This window comes from Sphingobacteriaceae bacterium GW460-11-11-14-LB5 (genome assembly GCA_002151545.1).
In the GTDB taxonomy this organism is placed as follows: Bacteria; Bacteroidota; Bacteroidia; order Sphingobacteriales; family Sphingobacteriaceae; genus Pedobacter.
The window spans coordinates 3196692-3210380 of the sequence record CP021237.1; the positions used below are offsets into that span (position 1 = coordinate 3196692).

A 13689-nucleotide genomic window follows, 5' to 3' on the forward strand; every position below is an offset into this window, starting at 1 on the left:
AAAATCGGGACTATAGGCAATAGCAGGGCTGAAATAACCAAAGAACGTCAGAACGTTGCTTTTCAAAACAATAACTCATCATAAAAAAAAATGAAAATGGTTTGTGAGGACACAAACCATGGCAAGGAAAAAAAAGATTGCCACGGCTAATGAAAAATTAGCCTCGCAATGACGATTTATGTTAATAGGCAATAGCAGGACTGAAATAACCGAAGAACTACCGAACGCTGCTTTTCAAAACAATAGTTCATCATAAAAACATGAAAATGGTTTGTGAGGACACAAACCATGGCAAGAGAAAAAAGATTGCCACAGCTAATTAAAAATTAGCCACAACGACGATTCATGCGGTTAAAATTAATCGGCCACTTCTTTAATAAACTTGCCGCTTGCGTCGTACCATACATTTACGTCTGGTGTACCTTCAATATCAATTTTATAGGTAATTTTTCCTCCAGTGTTAATCCAATCTACATCATCAATTCTGCCTTTTGGATATTTAGCTTTAATATTTTTAGCTATTACCGCCGGAAGCTGCGCATTTGGAATATCTTTTTCGAAAGAAACCGTTTCGCCAGCTGCTGAGTAAGTGGCTTTATGATCTACCTTTCCTAAATTAAAATCAACTTCATAATTTGCACCTTTCTTTTCCCAATCTGCATCTGTTGCTTTTGGATAAGCTTTATTAAATGCCGTTTTAACCAATGAGGGAACATTTTTCTGATCTATATCTTGAGCGTTGCTACTGGCAATTCCTCCAACTAAAAGTAATGTTGCCAAAATTGTGCTTTTGTAATTCATATTAAAATAACAGCCATCTCCTGCAATTGTTTCAAGCTTAATCTGCTCCTTTTTTTATATAGGTAAGATAATACCATGGTTTTGCGAATAAAGAGATGCAGCCCTAAATGAATTAAACCTGATAGCGCCAAATAGCTCCCGATTGGAGCAAATATTTATGATTTAAGAGATCTTAAAATCGGGACTATAGGCAATAGCAGGACTGAAATAACCGAAGAACTGCCGAACGTTGCTTTTCAAAACAATAGTTCATCATAAAAAACATGAAAATGGTTTGTGAGTGCACAAACCATGGCAAGGAAAAAAAAGATTGCCACGGCTAATGAAAAATTAGCCTCGCAATCACGATTTATGTTAATAGGCAATAGCAGGACTGAAATAACCGAAGAACGTCGGGACGCTGCTTTTCAAAACAATAATTCATCATAAAAAAAATGAAAATGGTTTGTGAGGACACCACCATGGAGAAATACTAGTTAGGTAGGTTGCTATGGCAAATGAAGATTAGTCTCAATAGTTATGAGTTTTTTTGGAGCGCAATACCTGTGCAAAACATTTAGCCTCTCCCGTTTTACGCTTATACGCTTCGCTGCCTCGTACCTCGTTGCTGCAGGGTAACACTTCAACCGGGGCTAGGCGGCCAAGGCAGCATTCCATTTTTAAGGTTTATGAATACGTGCTTCATGCAACGCTAATCAGGTAGATTGCCACGATTAATGAAAGATTAGCTCCGCAATGAAGACTTATCGTTATAAAAAAAATGGCCTGCGTTTCCGCAGGCCATTGTAATAACTATTGTATTCAAACTATTTTCCGTTCTGTTCGATATCTCTGTCCATTTCTACCAAATCAACATCGCTCGGTTCAGAAAAATCGCCGATTAAATATTTGTTAAAATGATCAGCCAGCTTCCAGAAAGCATACTCCGTCATATCGCCAAAACCATGGCGCTGACCAGGAATAATCAGGAAATCGAAACGTTTGCCTGCCCTCATCAATGCATTAGCCACGCGGATAGAATTTGCCGGATGCACATTGTTATCTACATCGCCGTGCATCAACAACAAATGACCTTTCAGGTTTTTGGCTAGATCAGGGTTTTTATCAATGCTGTATTTAAACGAGGTATCTCCTTTTAATGAAATGGTTTCTTTTACACCATGGTGTTTTTCGCTCCACCAGCGGTTGTAAATGCTATTATCGTGATTTCCGGCGTTAGAAACTGCAGCTTTAAAGAAATCAGGGTAAACCAACATCGCAGCTGTTGACATAAATCCGCCTCCAGAGTGGCCTGTAATGCCCACTTTAGATTCGTCGATGTAAGCATATTTAGCTGCCAATTGCTCAATAGCTGTTTTCTTATCTGCCAAACCGTAATCGCGCAAATTACCATAACCGTAAGTATGGTACCATTTAGAGCGCGAAGGGTTTCCACCGCGGTTACCTACCGTAATGACGATATAACCAAATTGCGCCAAACGTTCGGTACGATCCATGCTTTTGCTGAAAGCCTTATTTACGGCTTCCGTTTGCGGACCTGGATAAACATACTCGATAATCGGGTACTTTTTATTTGGGTCGAAATCGAAAGGTTTATACATTACGCCATATAAATCGGTAATTCCATCATCAGCTTTTACTTTGAAAGGCTCAGGGAATTTGTAACCCGCTGTCATCAGCAATGAAAGATCTGTAGTTTCAAGGTCCATTACTTTTTTACCGGTTCCATCATAAAGCGTTGCTTTTGGAGCCGTGTTTACCCTCGAATAATTATCGACAAAAAAAGTATTGTTATCGTTCATGTTCGCCGCATGATCAAAATCGCCTGCATTTAACAATCTCAGGTTCGAACCATCAAAATTGATGCTGTACAAGTGCAGATAATAAGGATCTTCTTTACCTTCCCTGCCATTTGCCGTAAAATAAAGGATACGTTTTTTCTCGTCGATATTCACGATGCTCTCACAGTGGAAAGCGCCTTTGGTAATCTGGTTTTTCAGCTTCCCGTTTTCATCAAAAAGATAAAAATGTGCCCAGCCATCGCGCTCGCTCCAATGGATCAGTTCTTTACCATCGTTTACCAAACCCGGACGGTTAACCTCCACATAAGTATTAAAACGTTCGTCGATTAAAGGCGTAACTTTTCCGCTGGCAATATCAACCGTACCGATGTCGATACGTTTTAAATCGCGGCTGGTGCGCGAAAAATAGAACTTGCTATCGTTACCCAACCAAATAGATGGACGGAATTCGTTATCACGGTCTTTATTTAATGATGGTTTGCTCCAAACCGAAACACTTTGATCTTTAAATGCGGCAACACTTAGTTTTTTATAAGATTTTGCAGCGAAATCAAATAACAGCACTTCATCCTGAGGGGCTTCAGCCTCGCCAGGCATTTGATATTTATAGGTTTCTAAAGTTGGACGACCCGGTGTAACGCTATTTATGACCCAAAGATCTTTAACCTTACGCGAATCGGTTCTGTCCAATACGAAATATTTCGAATTCAGCGACCAGAGCACATAAGCACCACGGCGTTTTTTATTGTTTTTTTCGTTCTCTACATTGTTTTCGCCATCACCATCGCTTCCGTACGAATAAAACTTAACGCCATCTTTAGTAAGCTGATGTTCTACAATGGTGCTGTCATCTTCATTTTTGACTGCCTTTTTGTAGTTGTCTTTATCCATCCAATACAGGTTGTAATTACGGGAGAAGATAATGGCCGACGAATCGGGTGCTACAGATCCCCATGATGGTTTCGGTTTTGGCTTGCTGAAATTTGGCACCTCTGTTAATTTTGCACTGGCCAGTTCGTATTTGAAAGAAAATATTTTCTTCTGCATAGAATCTGCAGCTTTTTTATCTTTTCTATCCTTCTTAAGCTCATCTACACTGCTTTTAATTTCGAAAGAGATACTTTTTTCGTCGGCGGCAAATTTCAGGTTTTCGAGTGGTAAATGTTCGGCATCGAAGGGATCGCGGACAATCAGGGTAATATCGGCTGCCAGTTTAGCATTATCAAACATCAGTTTTTTGCTTTTTGATGCCGGATCTACCAGGTACCAAAACTTTCCTTTTGGACTTTCGAAAGTGTACCAGAAACGATTGCTCAATTTTAACCAATGCGGATCTACTGCAGTAGAATAAACCATTTTTTTCAGCTTATTTGGCGAAAAACGCGATGCAAGCTGATAATTTGCTTTAGGCTGAGGCTGAATATTCTCGGTTAGGGTAAATGTTTTGTTTTGTGCGGCTACAGTTAAGGATAAAAACTGCGCACACAGCAGGAGTTTATAAAGTTTATTCATCAAAATTTGTTTGAGCCGCTAAATTATTTAATTAAAGGATATTAAGCAGTTTTTGATGTGTAATAAATGCGATAGTTAGCGTAATTTCCTGCAACTGAAATTAATTATTAACACAATTTGTTTTGATGGATAAATAATTAATGGATTTTATAGTTTTGTAGCTATATATCCTAATAATGAAATACAGCTTTTTAACCCTAATAACAGCCGGAGCAATCTTATTTGCCAGCTGCCAATCTAAATCTCAAACAGAAAATTCTGCTACCAAAGATTCTACTGCACAAACCAGCAATACGGCAGCCAGCACCGGAACACCGGTTGATGTTTCGAAAATTAAAGTTGCTGATGCTAAAACCATTTTAGCCAGAAAACAGGTGCCCATTTTATGCTACCACCAGGTAAGAAACTGGAAAGCAACAGATGGCAAAGTAGGCAAAGATTATATTGTAGAAATCCAGAACTTTAAAGATCAGATGAAAATGTTGGCCGATAGCGGTTACCATACCATTTTACCCGATCAGCTTTACGCCTACCTGAACACTGGTGCAGCGCTACCGAGCAAACCCATTATGTTAACCTTCGACGATACTGACCTGGATCAGTTTACGATTGTGCGCCCAACTTTAGATAAATTAGGTTATAAAGCCGTTTATTTCATCATGACGGTTTCGATCGGTAAAAAAGGGAAATTTGTAGATTACATGAGCAAAGAGCAGATTAAGCAACTTGCTGACGAAGGAAATGTGATCGGCAGCCACACTTACGATCATAAAAATTTCAAGAAATATGCGGGTAAAGATTGGGAAGAGCAGTTAGATAAACCAACTAAAAAACTGGAAGAAATTACAGGAAAAAAAATGACAGAATTTGCCTATCCTTTCGGTTTATGGAATGCAGAAGGAATTCCGGAACTTAAAAAACGTGGGTTTAGAATGGCTTATCAACTATCAACCAAACGCGATGAAAAAGATCCGTTATTTACCATCCGCAGGATTATTGCCAGTGGTTACTGGTCGCCTAAAACATTAAGCAACAGCATTAAAAACAGCTTTTAACAGGCGACGAATATGAAAAATTTTCTGCTCTACGGTGCTGTTTCTGCATTATTTTTAGCCTCTTGCCAATCATCTGATGCTTCAAAAGGAAAAACTGCCGCAAAAACCAAAACAGAAGAAGTTAAAATAGATTCGACCCACACCAAACCTGCCGATACCAAAACGATACTGGCGCGCAGGGAGGTGCCGGTTTTGTGTTATCACCAGATCAGGAATAATATTGCCACTGATAGCAAAAGGGCGCATGATGATATTATAGCTCCTGATAAGTTTAAGGAACACATGAAAATGCTGGCCGATAGTGGCTACCACTCCATCCTACCTGATCAGCTGTACAATTATTTGGTATATGGCGCTAAGCTGCCTGAAAAGCCAATTATGATCACTTTTGATGATACGGATGAGGATCAATTTACGATTGGAAATACAACGCTGAAAAAACATGGTTTTAAAGGCGTTTATTTTATCATGACGGTATCCATCGGGAGAAAAGGCCGGATCAATTACATGACTAAAGAGCAGATTAAACAGTTATCCGACGAAGGAAATACGATTGCCAGCCATACCTACGATCACAAAAACTTTGCCCAGTTTACCGATGAGGACTGGACAAGCCAAATTGATGCACCTACTAAAAAACTGGAAGAGATTACAGGAAAAAAAGTGGAATATTTCGCTTATCCCTATGGCGTTTTTAAAGCATCAACTTTGCATAAACTAAAAGAACATGGCTTTAAAGCGGCATTTATACTTTCGACAGCACGAGATGAAAATTATCCGCTTTACACCATTAGAAGAATCATTGATCCGGGGAGATACACAGCAAAAAACTTATATTACAGCATAAACAAGAGTTTTAATAAAACAAAACCATAGTTTTGACTGTAAATCTTAAGTAAATCAATTCCCTAACTTATGAAATACGCTTTTCTTTACTGCCTTTTCGGATTACTGGTTTTATCGGCTTGTAACAACCCTAAAAATAGCGCCAATACCACTGAAACTACAGCTGATAGCACAGCGAATGTAAAGGCCGAACTTACAGAAAGTTTCTACAAGAGATTTGAAGGCACCATTGCGGGCAAAAAAGTAATTATGCATTTGCAAAAGGTGGATGACGATGTAAGTGGCACCTATTATTACGATGGCTCCTGGCTTAACCTATCAACTGATACTTTGATCGGGAAAGACAGCATTATCCTTACCGAATACAGTTTTTACGAATCTTACTTCACCCGGGACTTTAAATCGCCGCATTTGGCCTTAAAGTGGAATGGAAATGGCTTTAATGGCAATTGGGAAAGTGGCGATAAAAACAAAAAATTTCCGATTGTTTTAACGGAAAAATATCCTGAGGGCAGTTATCAGTTCAATGCAGGCATTTATAAAGATTCGGTAAAAGCATTTGCCAGTCAGCCAAAATCGCCTGCTGCAGAAATCAGTTTTGAGTATCTGGAAAGCAAAAACAATGATGAATATGGCAACTGGCTAAACTCGGAGCTTAAAAAAATATCGGGCGTAAAATCAAATGTTGACCGCTCCACAGGCTTCAAAAACATTGCAGCTGCCTATTTCAAAGACTATAAAACGCAAGTTACCGAGCAAACCAAAAATAGCCGTGGCGATGATTTTCAGGCCTGGATGAATTATACCAACAACAGTCAGCAGTCGGTTAATTATAATGATAATGGTTATGTCGTAATCGATTTCCTGGCTGATGCCTATACCGGCGGCGCACATGGCAATTACAGCAGTACCATGTTCTGTTTAGATGTGAAGAACAAAAAACAATTGGTGCTGAGCGATATCATTAAAATAGATTCGAATACCTTACAAGGCATTTTAGAACGTAATGTTAGGAAAGAATACAACATTAAAGCTAAAGATGCTTTAAGCACCGTACTTTTTGATGATTTTATAAAACCGAATAAAAACTTCTATTTCAATGCGAATGGGATTGCTTTTATGTACAACCCTTACGAAGTAGCCAGTTATGCACAGGGACAAATTGTCGTATTTATTCCTTATTCGGATTTAAAAACTTATTTAGTGCCGGCTTTTGCAGAAAGGATGGGAATTAAGTAAGTTCTCCGTTAGCAATTTTCAGTTAACTTAATTCTGCGTTTACCCCTTAAATCAGCGGGCATAATTAAAAAAGGTTTCCCCGCTGATCAAACAGATTTGAGCGCAGATTTTGATTAAGAAATACTGGAGAAAAACAGTTAATCGCTAGCTTCAATGGAGAATAGCAAGTTGCAAACTGAAAACTTTATAGTATCTCTTTCACGAAATAATCTTCAATGAACAATTGCAAATTGCCAACTGAAAACCATATACTATCTCTTTTACGAAATAATCTTCAATGGAGAATTGCAAATTGCCAACTGAAAACTTTATAGTATCTCTTTTACAATATATTCCTTGCCATTAAACTTGAAGCGCTCATTTATTACTTTTCCAATTAAAAACCTGCCTATTGGCGATGCCTGCGATACGGCGAAAAATTTCTGTCCATCGGTATTAAGTTCACCGGCGCTGATGCTGATGTAAAAATTACCTTCTGAGGTTAAAACCAGACTTCCGTTTTTAACCAGGCGATCTGATTCTACATTTTCAATTTGCTGTAATGCAATTTTCTGCTGACCGGCTTCGTACAACAATTTACTGTTACGATCCATCTCCTGCTGCATCATTTCGCGGGTGGTTTCGTATTTATCACCAGCGCTACTTTTTGTATCATCGTTTGATGCCTGCCTCGCTTGTTTTAAGGAATACTCGATATTTTCTATCCTGTTTTGGATAAAAGTCAAACAAAGCTGATAAAGTTTTGATTTTAAGGTAGACATATATGATTATGGATAATGGGTGATGGAAGACGTAATTAACTACGGAGGGCAAAGGCCTGTTTTAAAATAGATTCGATTTTCTTTTTAGGAATATCTTCGAGGTGGTTGATCAATAAAATTTTCATCCGGGCTCTTTTCTCTTGTAACAGATCTTCGTGTTCAATTTTATTTCCGTCAACCAAACCAATGTAAGGTTGATGAAGTTTTTTATGGATCCAAAGATAACAGAACATTTTTCCTTTATGGTAATAAAAAGGCATTCCATATTTCCAATGCTCGGTAATATCAGCATAGCCCACTAAAAGCGATCTTAAATATTGCAAACAGCTTTTAACAGGTTCATCTTTTTGCTCGAAATAGTTATCCAAAGGATTTAGCATAATGCATGATGTTAGATGGAGATAGTCTGTAGTCGTCAGTCTGTAGTCTTCAGTCTGTAGTCTTCAGTCCGTAGTCTAAAGTCCGTAGTCTAAAGTCGATTAACCATATCAACCATTGACCAATGAACTACTGATCTAATGACCAATGAACTAATGACCAGTGAACTAATGAACCAATATACTACCCCTCTATCCACCTCACCTTTTCTTCTATCGAAGTCCGGTTGGGTTCCCATGGTTTTTCGTTATGATAGCCCATGTAGAATAAACCGATGCACTTTTCGTTTTCACTCAGACTTAAAAAGTTACCTAAATCATCAATTAAAGGCGGAGAACTCCAGTAGGCGCCAACTTTTAAACTTTCGGCAGTTAAAGCCATATTCTGAACCGCACACGAAACTGCCGCCAACTCTTCCCACTCTGGTATTTTACCGCTCACCTGCATATTGATGGCAATAATGCAATCGGCCTGACTCGTTTTTTCGGCAAAACTATCGTACTTTTTCTGTAAAAACTGCTGGGGGCTAACCAATTCCTTGTATAATTTACCCAGTTCTTCACCAAGTTTTGTTAATCCCGCCTTTCTGATCACGACAAAGCGCCAGGGCTGTGTTAATTTATGTGTTGGTGCATAATTGGCTGTTTCTAAAATCTGGTTGATCACCTCAACCGGAATTTCTTTTTTTATATAGCTGGCAGGGAAAATACTGCGACGTTCTTTTATAACTTTTGAAACAATATCGTATGTTGTACTCATTTGGTAAATATAAGGTAAAAGGTGGAATGATATATGAGGTAGAAGGCGGAAGGTAGAGGGTTGAAGGTTAAATCCCGAAGATTTGACTTTACGTTAACTGAAGAAAGCTTAATGGCGGAAGGCAGGAAGATTGAGGGCTCAAAAACTGTCAGCTGAATCTGTTAAGAAGAACTGCAAATTGATAACTGTTAACCGCGAACTGCCAACTGTTTCCTGATCTGTTTAACCTTTGCGAAAAAGGCAATACTTTCTTTATCTACCAGGAAATCCATGGTTTGTAACAATTCTTCCTTAATCCATTTGTGTTTGACATTTAAATTGGCCAAAAGGTTTAAACAGTGTGATTTTACAGCTACCGGAATCTGCTCATCAATTAACCAGGCGAAAGCAACTTCTACCAACTGGTTAGTATCATATTCGGCAAGGATTTTCTTAACTTCCACTGAGGCATTTTTTTTGGTCATAAAGGCCATAATTTTAACATAATGCCTCAATGCCGACAAATTGTTTTGTTGTGGAAATTTCTCTAAAAAATAAAGCGCAAAGGGCAGAAATCTCTGCTGATGGTTAGTGAATACATTTTCTAAGATCCAGGCGGCCCTGAAACCAATCTGTTCATCATGATAGAAACTCAAATCAATCAAATCTTTTACCGAAAAGGTATCTTCAGAAGCTATTGCAGCTAATTTTTCTACTTTGCTTTTTTGCAGCGTGGTTTTTATGGTATCTAGCAAGATATGATTTGGCATGGGACTAAAATAAATATTTTACCACAAAGTACATTGAGATAGGTCGTCATTCCCAACTTAATTGGGAACCACGAAGTGCTCATCGAGGATAATCTAAATGTTATATGCAACTTGCATTAAGATTCATGCATGCGCGAGAATGACGCCCTCCTTTGAAAAAGTTTATTAAATAATCAATACCCTTTAATGTTCGGGAACAAAAGATTTATTTCCAAAAATATCGGTTTTGAAAATCCCCATCTTTTTACCATTAACATCTTCTATTACAGTATGGCCAAATACATCTTTTTTATACTTAGCTAATACATTTCCATGGTCATCTTCGACAACGGTATCGCCAAAAATATTATTTTTCTGTTTGCCTATTACCTTACCATTGCCATCTTCTATGATGATGTTGCCCGAAATATCTGTTTTATAAACATTTAAGATCTGGCCACGGTCGTTTTCAATAACGATATTACCGAAGATATCTGTTTTTTGCCTGATGGCCACTTCTGTTTTCCCATCACCAGGAACCAAACCTCCTAATGGCTTTGGCACCAGGTTTTGATCACGTTCACTTTCTAACACCTTATTGCCAAAAAAATCTTTCTTTTGTGTACCTACAGTTTTTCCGGCTTCATTTTCTAAAATCGTATTACCGAAAAAATCCTGCTTTTGCTTGGCTATGGTTTTGCCATCTTTATCTACAATAATGGTATTGCCAAAAAAGTCTTTCTTCTGTTTGCCGATGGTATTATCTTTGGAATCGACCAGAATGGTATCGCCAAAAAAATCGACTTTATATTGATACTGGGATTCTTGGCCAAAAGCCACGACGGAAATAGCAGACATGATGATGCCTAGTGTTAATTTTTTCATATTGATTTCATTTTGTGTGTATCACTAAAATACTAAAATCACATCATGAAAAAAAGTAATGACCAAAAATCTATTTTTATCAATTGCGCTACATTTTGTTATTAATTTAGTCTCTGGGTTTTATACCATTAGCCAAAAGCTTCCCCCCTTTGTAAAATAAACCCGGTAGCAGCGGGCACGAGGTGTAACGGAGTAAAGCGGATAACGGGACTGCTTAGCCAAAAAAGAACGGAACCTCCGTTTTCAAAAAAATTGGTTAACCGGTTAACTGATCATACAGCTTTCAACAACATAGCAATCGAACTTTCCAACCTCAAAACCTTTCAACAATAAAACAATAAAACAACCAAACCATCAAACACTTTCCTACCCTCAACCTTTTTCCCTATCTTTGCGGCTTATTTCAATTACAGCATGATTTCAGTTTCTAATTTATCGTTACGATACGGCAAACGCACATTATTTGAAGATGTTAACCTAAAATTTACCCAGGGCAACTGCTATGGCGTAATTGGGGCTAACGGCGCAGGTAAATCTACTTTTCTAAAAATTTTATCGGGAGAAGTGAACCAAACCTCTGGTAGCGTGGCTTTTACTCCAGGCGAAAGAATGGCGGTTTTAAAACAAAACCACTACGAATTTGATGAGTTTTCGGTATTAGAAACCGTAATGATCGGTCATAAAGAACTTTATGCCATCATGAAAGAGAAAGATGCCATTTATATGAAAGAAGATTTCTCGGAGAAAGATGGCGAACGTGCTGGAGAGCTGGAGAATCTTTTCGCAGAAATGGATGGCTGGAACATGGAGAGCAATGCTGCAACGATGTTGAGCAATTTGGGCATAACGGAAGATAATCACTATAAGTTACTTAAAGAACTGGACAACACACAGAAAGTACGTGTGTTATTGGCACAGGCCTTATTCGGTAACCCGGATATTTTATTACTGGATGAGCCTACCAATGATTTGGATATTGAAACCATTGCCTGGTTAGAAAACTTTCTGGCCGATTACCAGAATATTGTATTGGTTGTATCGCACGACAGGCACTTTTTAGATGCCGTTTGTACGCATATTGTCGATATCGATTTCGCTAAAATGAGTATTTACACTGGTAACTATACTTTCTGGTACGAATCTAGTCAGCTGGCTTTAAAGCAACGTAGCGACCAGAATAAGAAAATGGAAGATAAGGTGAAGGAGCTACAGGAATTTATTCGCAGGTTCAGTGCCAATGCATCTAAATCAAAACAGGCTACTTCGCGTAAGAAAGCTTTGGATAAGATTGATATCACCGAAATTAAAGCCTCGAGCAGAAAATACCCGGCCATTATATTCAACAATACCGGTCGCGAAGCTGGTGACCAGATTTTACAGGTAGAAAACCTGGGTAAAAACGGAAATGACGGTGTATTGTTTGATAAAATCACTTTCATGGTAAACAAAGGTGATAAAATTGCCGTATTATCTCAGAACAGTTTGGCTACCGCAGCATTTTATGATGTATTAACAGGCAGAGATGCAAACCATAGGGGTGAATTTAAGTGGGGTGTTACCATTAGCACTGCAGATATTCCGAACGATAACTCTGAGTATTTTGCCGGTAAAGATGAAAACCTGGTTGATTGGTTACGTGAGTATTCAGGCACTGATGCGGATGAGCAATTTGTACGTAGCTTTTTAGGCCGTATGTTATTCTCAGGCGAAGAAGTACTTAAAAACGTAAAAGTGCTTTCAGGAGGTGAGAAAATGCGTTGTATGTTCTCCAGAATGATGTTACAACAAGCCAACTTATTAATGTTTGATGAGCCAACCAATCACCTGGATCTGGAATCTATCGAGGCACTGAACAATGGTATGAAAGATTTTAAAGGTGCAATATTGTTTACCTCTCGAGATCACCAGTTAACAGAAACCGTTGCCAACCGCATTATCGAAATTACGCCGAAAGGCACTATTGATAAGTTGATGACTTACGATGAGTACATTAACAGTAGTGATGTTGCAAAACTAAGAGAAGAAATGTATTCTTAGTTCTTCAATTAAAATACTGATTTAGAAGCCACATGCACTCCATGTGGCTTTTTCTTTATAAAAAAACACATCTGCTGTAGCGTTTTCATTCCGTTAATCGTTTTACAAGAAAAAAGCGTTAATGGCCATTAACCAATTTTGTTCATAAAATTGATTTAAAACATTAAAATGAAAACGAATTTGAAAAATTTCAGCACTACAAAAATTATACTCTCTCTCTTAGCGATAGCTTTAACCATAACTGCCTGTAAAAAAGATTTTAACAACGATCCGATAGAAGCTGCCGGTATTGGCTTTGTTCATGCATCACCAGGAACAGCTGCGTTAGATTTTATCCTGGATAACCAAAAAATAAACAGCTTTACCTACACTAAAGATCTGGGTTACTATGCTGCTTATCCCGGAACAAGATTAGTTGGCGTTGCTAAAAAAGACTCTTTAAAATATTTAACAACAGCTACAGCTACCTTAAAAGAAGGATCATTTTATTCGGTTTTCGTAGTAGATACTTTAAAATCTACCAAACTTTTAATCCTGGAAGATGATTTAAAAGCACCAGAAACCGATAAGGCTAAAGTTCGTTTTGTAAACTTAAGCCCAGGTTCTGCCCCATTTGATTTAGCTATTGCCGGAACAGATGCACCATTATTTACAGCAAAAGCATTTAAAGAGTTTACCACTTTTAGCAATATTGCACCGAACGACAGTTATACTTTCCAGCTAAAACAAAGCGGAACAGTTAAAGTGAGTTTACCAGCTGTTAAAATCGAAAAAGGTAAAATTTATACCATCTGGGCTAAAGGCTTATCAAGCAAAACCGATAGTACCGGCGTTGGGTTATCAGTGATGACAAACAAATAAAAAATATTTCACGCTACCTGTGGAA

12 protein-coding genes are annotated in these 13689 nt (G+C 38.2%); 5 read left to right on the forward strand and 7 right to left on the reverse strand.

Features of this window, described 5'->3' with window-relative positions; translation table 11 throughout:
• Nucleotides 1–357: 357 nt before the first annotated feature.
• On the reverse strand, nucleotides 358–801 hold the full coding sequence (locus CA265_12830; GenBank protein ID ARS40495.1) for a hypothetical protein: 444 nt from the start codon (nucleotides 799–801) through the stop codon (nucleotides 358–360).
• An 806-nt stretch (nucleotides 802–1607) separates the two neighbouring features.
• The gene (locus tag CA265_12835) at nucleotides 1608–4115 is read right to left on the reverse strand and encodes a S9 family peptidase (GenBank protein ID ARS40496.1); all 2508 of its coding nucleotides are present in this window, start codon (nucleotides 4113–4115) and stop codon (nucleotides 1608–1610) included.
• 176 nt (nucleotides 4116–4291) lie between these two features.
• On the opposite strand from CA265_12835, the gene CA265_12840 reads away from it, so the two are divergent.
• The 3 genes from CA265_12840 to CA265_12850 are packed head-to-tail and all read left to right on the forward strand — an operon-like array spanning nucleotide 4292 to nucleotide 7255.
• Nucleotides 4292–5170, forward strand: a complete 879-nt coding sequence (locus CA265_12840; GenBank protein ID ARS40497.1) for a polysaccharide deacetylase — start codon at nucleotides 4292–4294, stop codon at nucleotides 5168–5170.
• A 12-nt stretch (nucleotides 5171–5182) separates the two neighbouring features.
• Complete coding sequence (locus CA265_12845) at nucleotides 5183–6046, forward strand: polysaccharide deacetylase (protein ID ARS40498.1); 864 nt, start codon at nucleotides 5183–5185, stop codon at nucleotides 6044–6046.
• A gap of 39 nt (nucleotides 6047–6085) precedes the next feature.
• Nucleotides 6086–7255, forward strand: a complete 1170-nt coding sequence (locus CA265_12850; protein ID ARS40499.1) for a hypothetical protein — start codon at nucleotides 6086–6088, stop codon at nucleotides 7253–7255.
• A 308-nt stretch (nucleotides 7256–7563) separates the two neighbouring features.
• Here CA265_12850 and CA265_12855 read toward each other — a convergent pair whose 3' ends face one another.
• The 5 genes from CA265_12855 to CA265_12875 all read right to left on the reverse strand — a co-directional run bounded on the left by CA265_12855 (nucleotide 7564) and on the right by CA265_12875 (nucleotide 10766).
• Nucleotides 7564–8016, reverse strand: a complete 453-nt coding sequence (locus CA265_12855; GenBank protein ID ARS40500.1) for a 3-oxoacyl-ACP synthase — start codon at nucleotides 8014–8016, stop codon at nucleotides 7564–7566.
• 35 nt (nucleotides 8017–8051) lie between these two features.
• Nucleotides 8052–8396 carry a hypothetical protein gene (locus tag CA265_12860; protein ARS40501.1) on the reverse strand — a complete coding sequence of 115 codons (345 nt, stop codon included), beginning with the start codon at nucleotides 8394–8396 and terminating at the stop codon, nucleotides 8052–8054.
• A 181-nt stretch (nucleotides 8397–8577) separates the two neighbouring features.
• Entirely contained in the window at nucleotides 8578–9153 is a 576-nt protein-coding gene (locus CA265_12865) for a nitroreductase (protein ID ARS40502.1), read from the reverse strand.
• Between the two features lie 188 nt (nucleotides 9154–9341).
• Nucleotides 9342–9902: a hypothetical protein gene (locus tag CA265_12870; protein ID ARS40503.1), complete on the reverse strand. Its 561-nt coding sequence runs from the start codon at nucleotides 9900–9902 to the stop codon at nucleotides 9342–9344.
• A 183-nt stretch (nucleotides 9903–10085) separates the two neighbouring features.
• Complete coding sequence (locus tag CA265_12875) at nucleotides 10086–10766, reverse strand: hypothetical protein (GenBank protein ARS40504.1); 681 nt, start codon at nucleotides 10764–10766, stop codon at nucleotides 10086–10088.
• A 414-nt stretch (nucleotides 10767–11180) separates the two neighbouring features.
• Here CA265_12875 and CA265_12880 point away from each other — a divergent pair, with 414 nt between their 5' ends.
• Together CA265_12880 and CA265_12885 are read left to right on the forward strand one after the other, a co-directional pair.
• Complete coding sequence (locus tag CA265_12880) at nucleotides 11181–12803, forward strand: ABC-F family ATPase (GenBank protein ID ARS40505.1); 1623 nt, start codon at nucleotides 11181–11183, stop codon at nucleotides 12801–12803.
• Between the two features lie 168 nt (nucleotides 12804–12971).
• Nucleotides 12972–13664, forward strand: coding sequence for a hypothetical protein (locus tag CA265_12885; GenBank protein ID ARS40506.1), 693 nt, complete (start codon nucleotides 12972–12974; stop codon nucleotides 13662–13664).
• The last annotated feature ends 25 nt before the right edge of the window (nucleotides 13665–13689 follow it).

Bases quoted from the DNA above. Each gene is read 5' to 3' on its own strand.
- CA265_12830 (ARS40495.1), bottom strand. From the start codon at position 801: ATGAATTACAAAAGCACAATTTTGGCAACATTACTTTTAGTTGGAGGA.
- CA265_12835 (ARS40496.1), bottom strand. From the start codon at position 4,115: ATGAATAAACTTTATAAACTCCTGCTGTGTGCGCAGTTTTTATCCTTA.
- CA265_12840 (ARS40497.1), top strand. From the start codon at position 4,292: ATGAAATACAGCTTTTTAACCCTAATAACAGCCGGAGCAATCTTATTT.
- CA265_12845 (ARS40498.1), top strand. From the start codon at position 5,183: ATGAAAAATTTTCTGCTCTACGGTGCTGTTTCTGCATTATTTTTAGCC.
- CA265_12850 (ARS40499.1), top strand. From the start codon at position 6,086: ATGAAATACGCTTTTCTTTACTGCCTTTTCGGATTACTGGTTTTATCG.
- CA265_12855 (ARS40500.1), bottom strand. From the start codon at position 8,016: ATGTCTACCTTAAAATCAAAACTTTATCAGCTTTGTTTGACTTTTATC.
- CA265_12860 (ARS40501.1), bottom strand. From the start codon at position 8,396: ATGCTAAATCCTTTGGATAACTATTTCGAGCAAAAAGATGAACCTGTT.
- CA265_12865 (ARS40502.1), bottom strand. From the start codon at position 9,153: ATGAGTACAACATACGATATTGTTTCAAAAGTTATAAAAGAACGTCGC.
- CA265_12870 (ARS40503.1), bottom strand. From the start codon at position 9,902: ATGCCAAATCATATCTTGCTAGATACCATAAAAACCACGCTGCAAAAA.
- CA265_12875 (ARS40504.1), bottom strand. From the start codon at position 10,766: ATGAAAAAATTAACACTAGGCATCATCATGTCTGCTATTTCCGTCGTG.
- CA265_12880 (ARS40505.1), top strand. From the start codon at position 11,181: ATGATTTCAGTTTCTAATTTATCGTTACGATACGGCAAACGCACATTA.
- CA265_12885 (ARS40506.1), top strand. From the start codon at position 12,972: ATGAAAACGAATTTGAAAAATTTCAGCACTACAAAAATTATACTCTCT.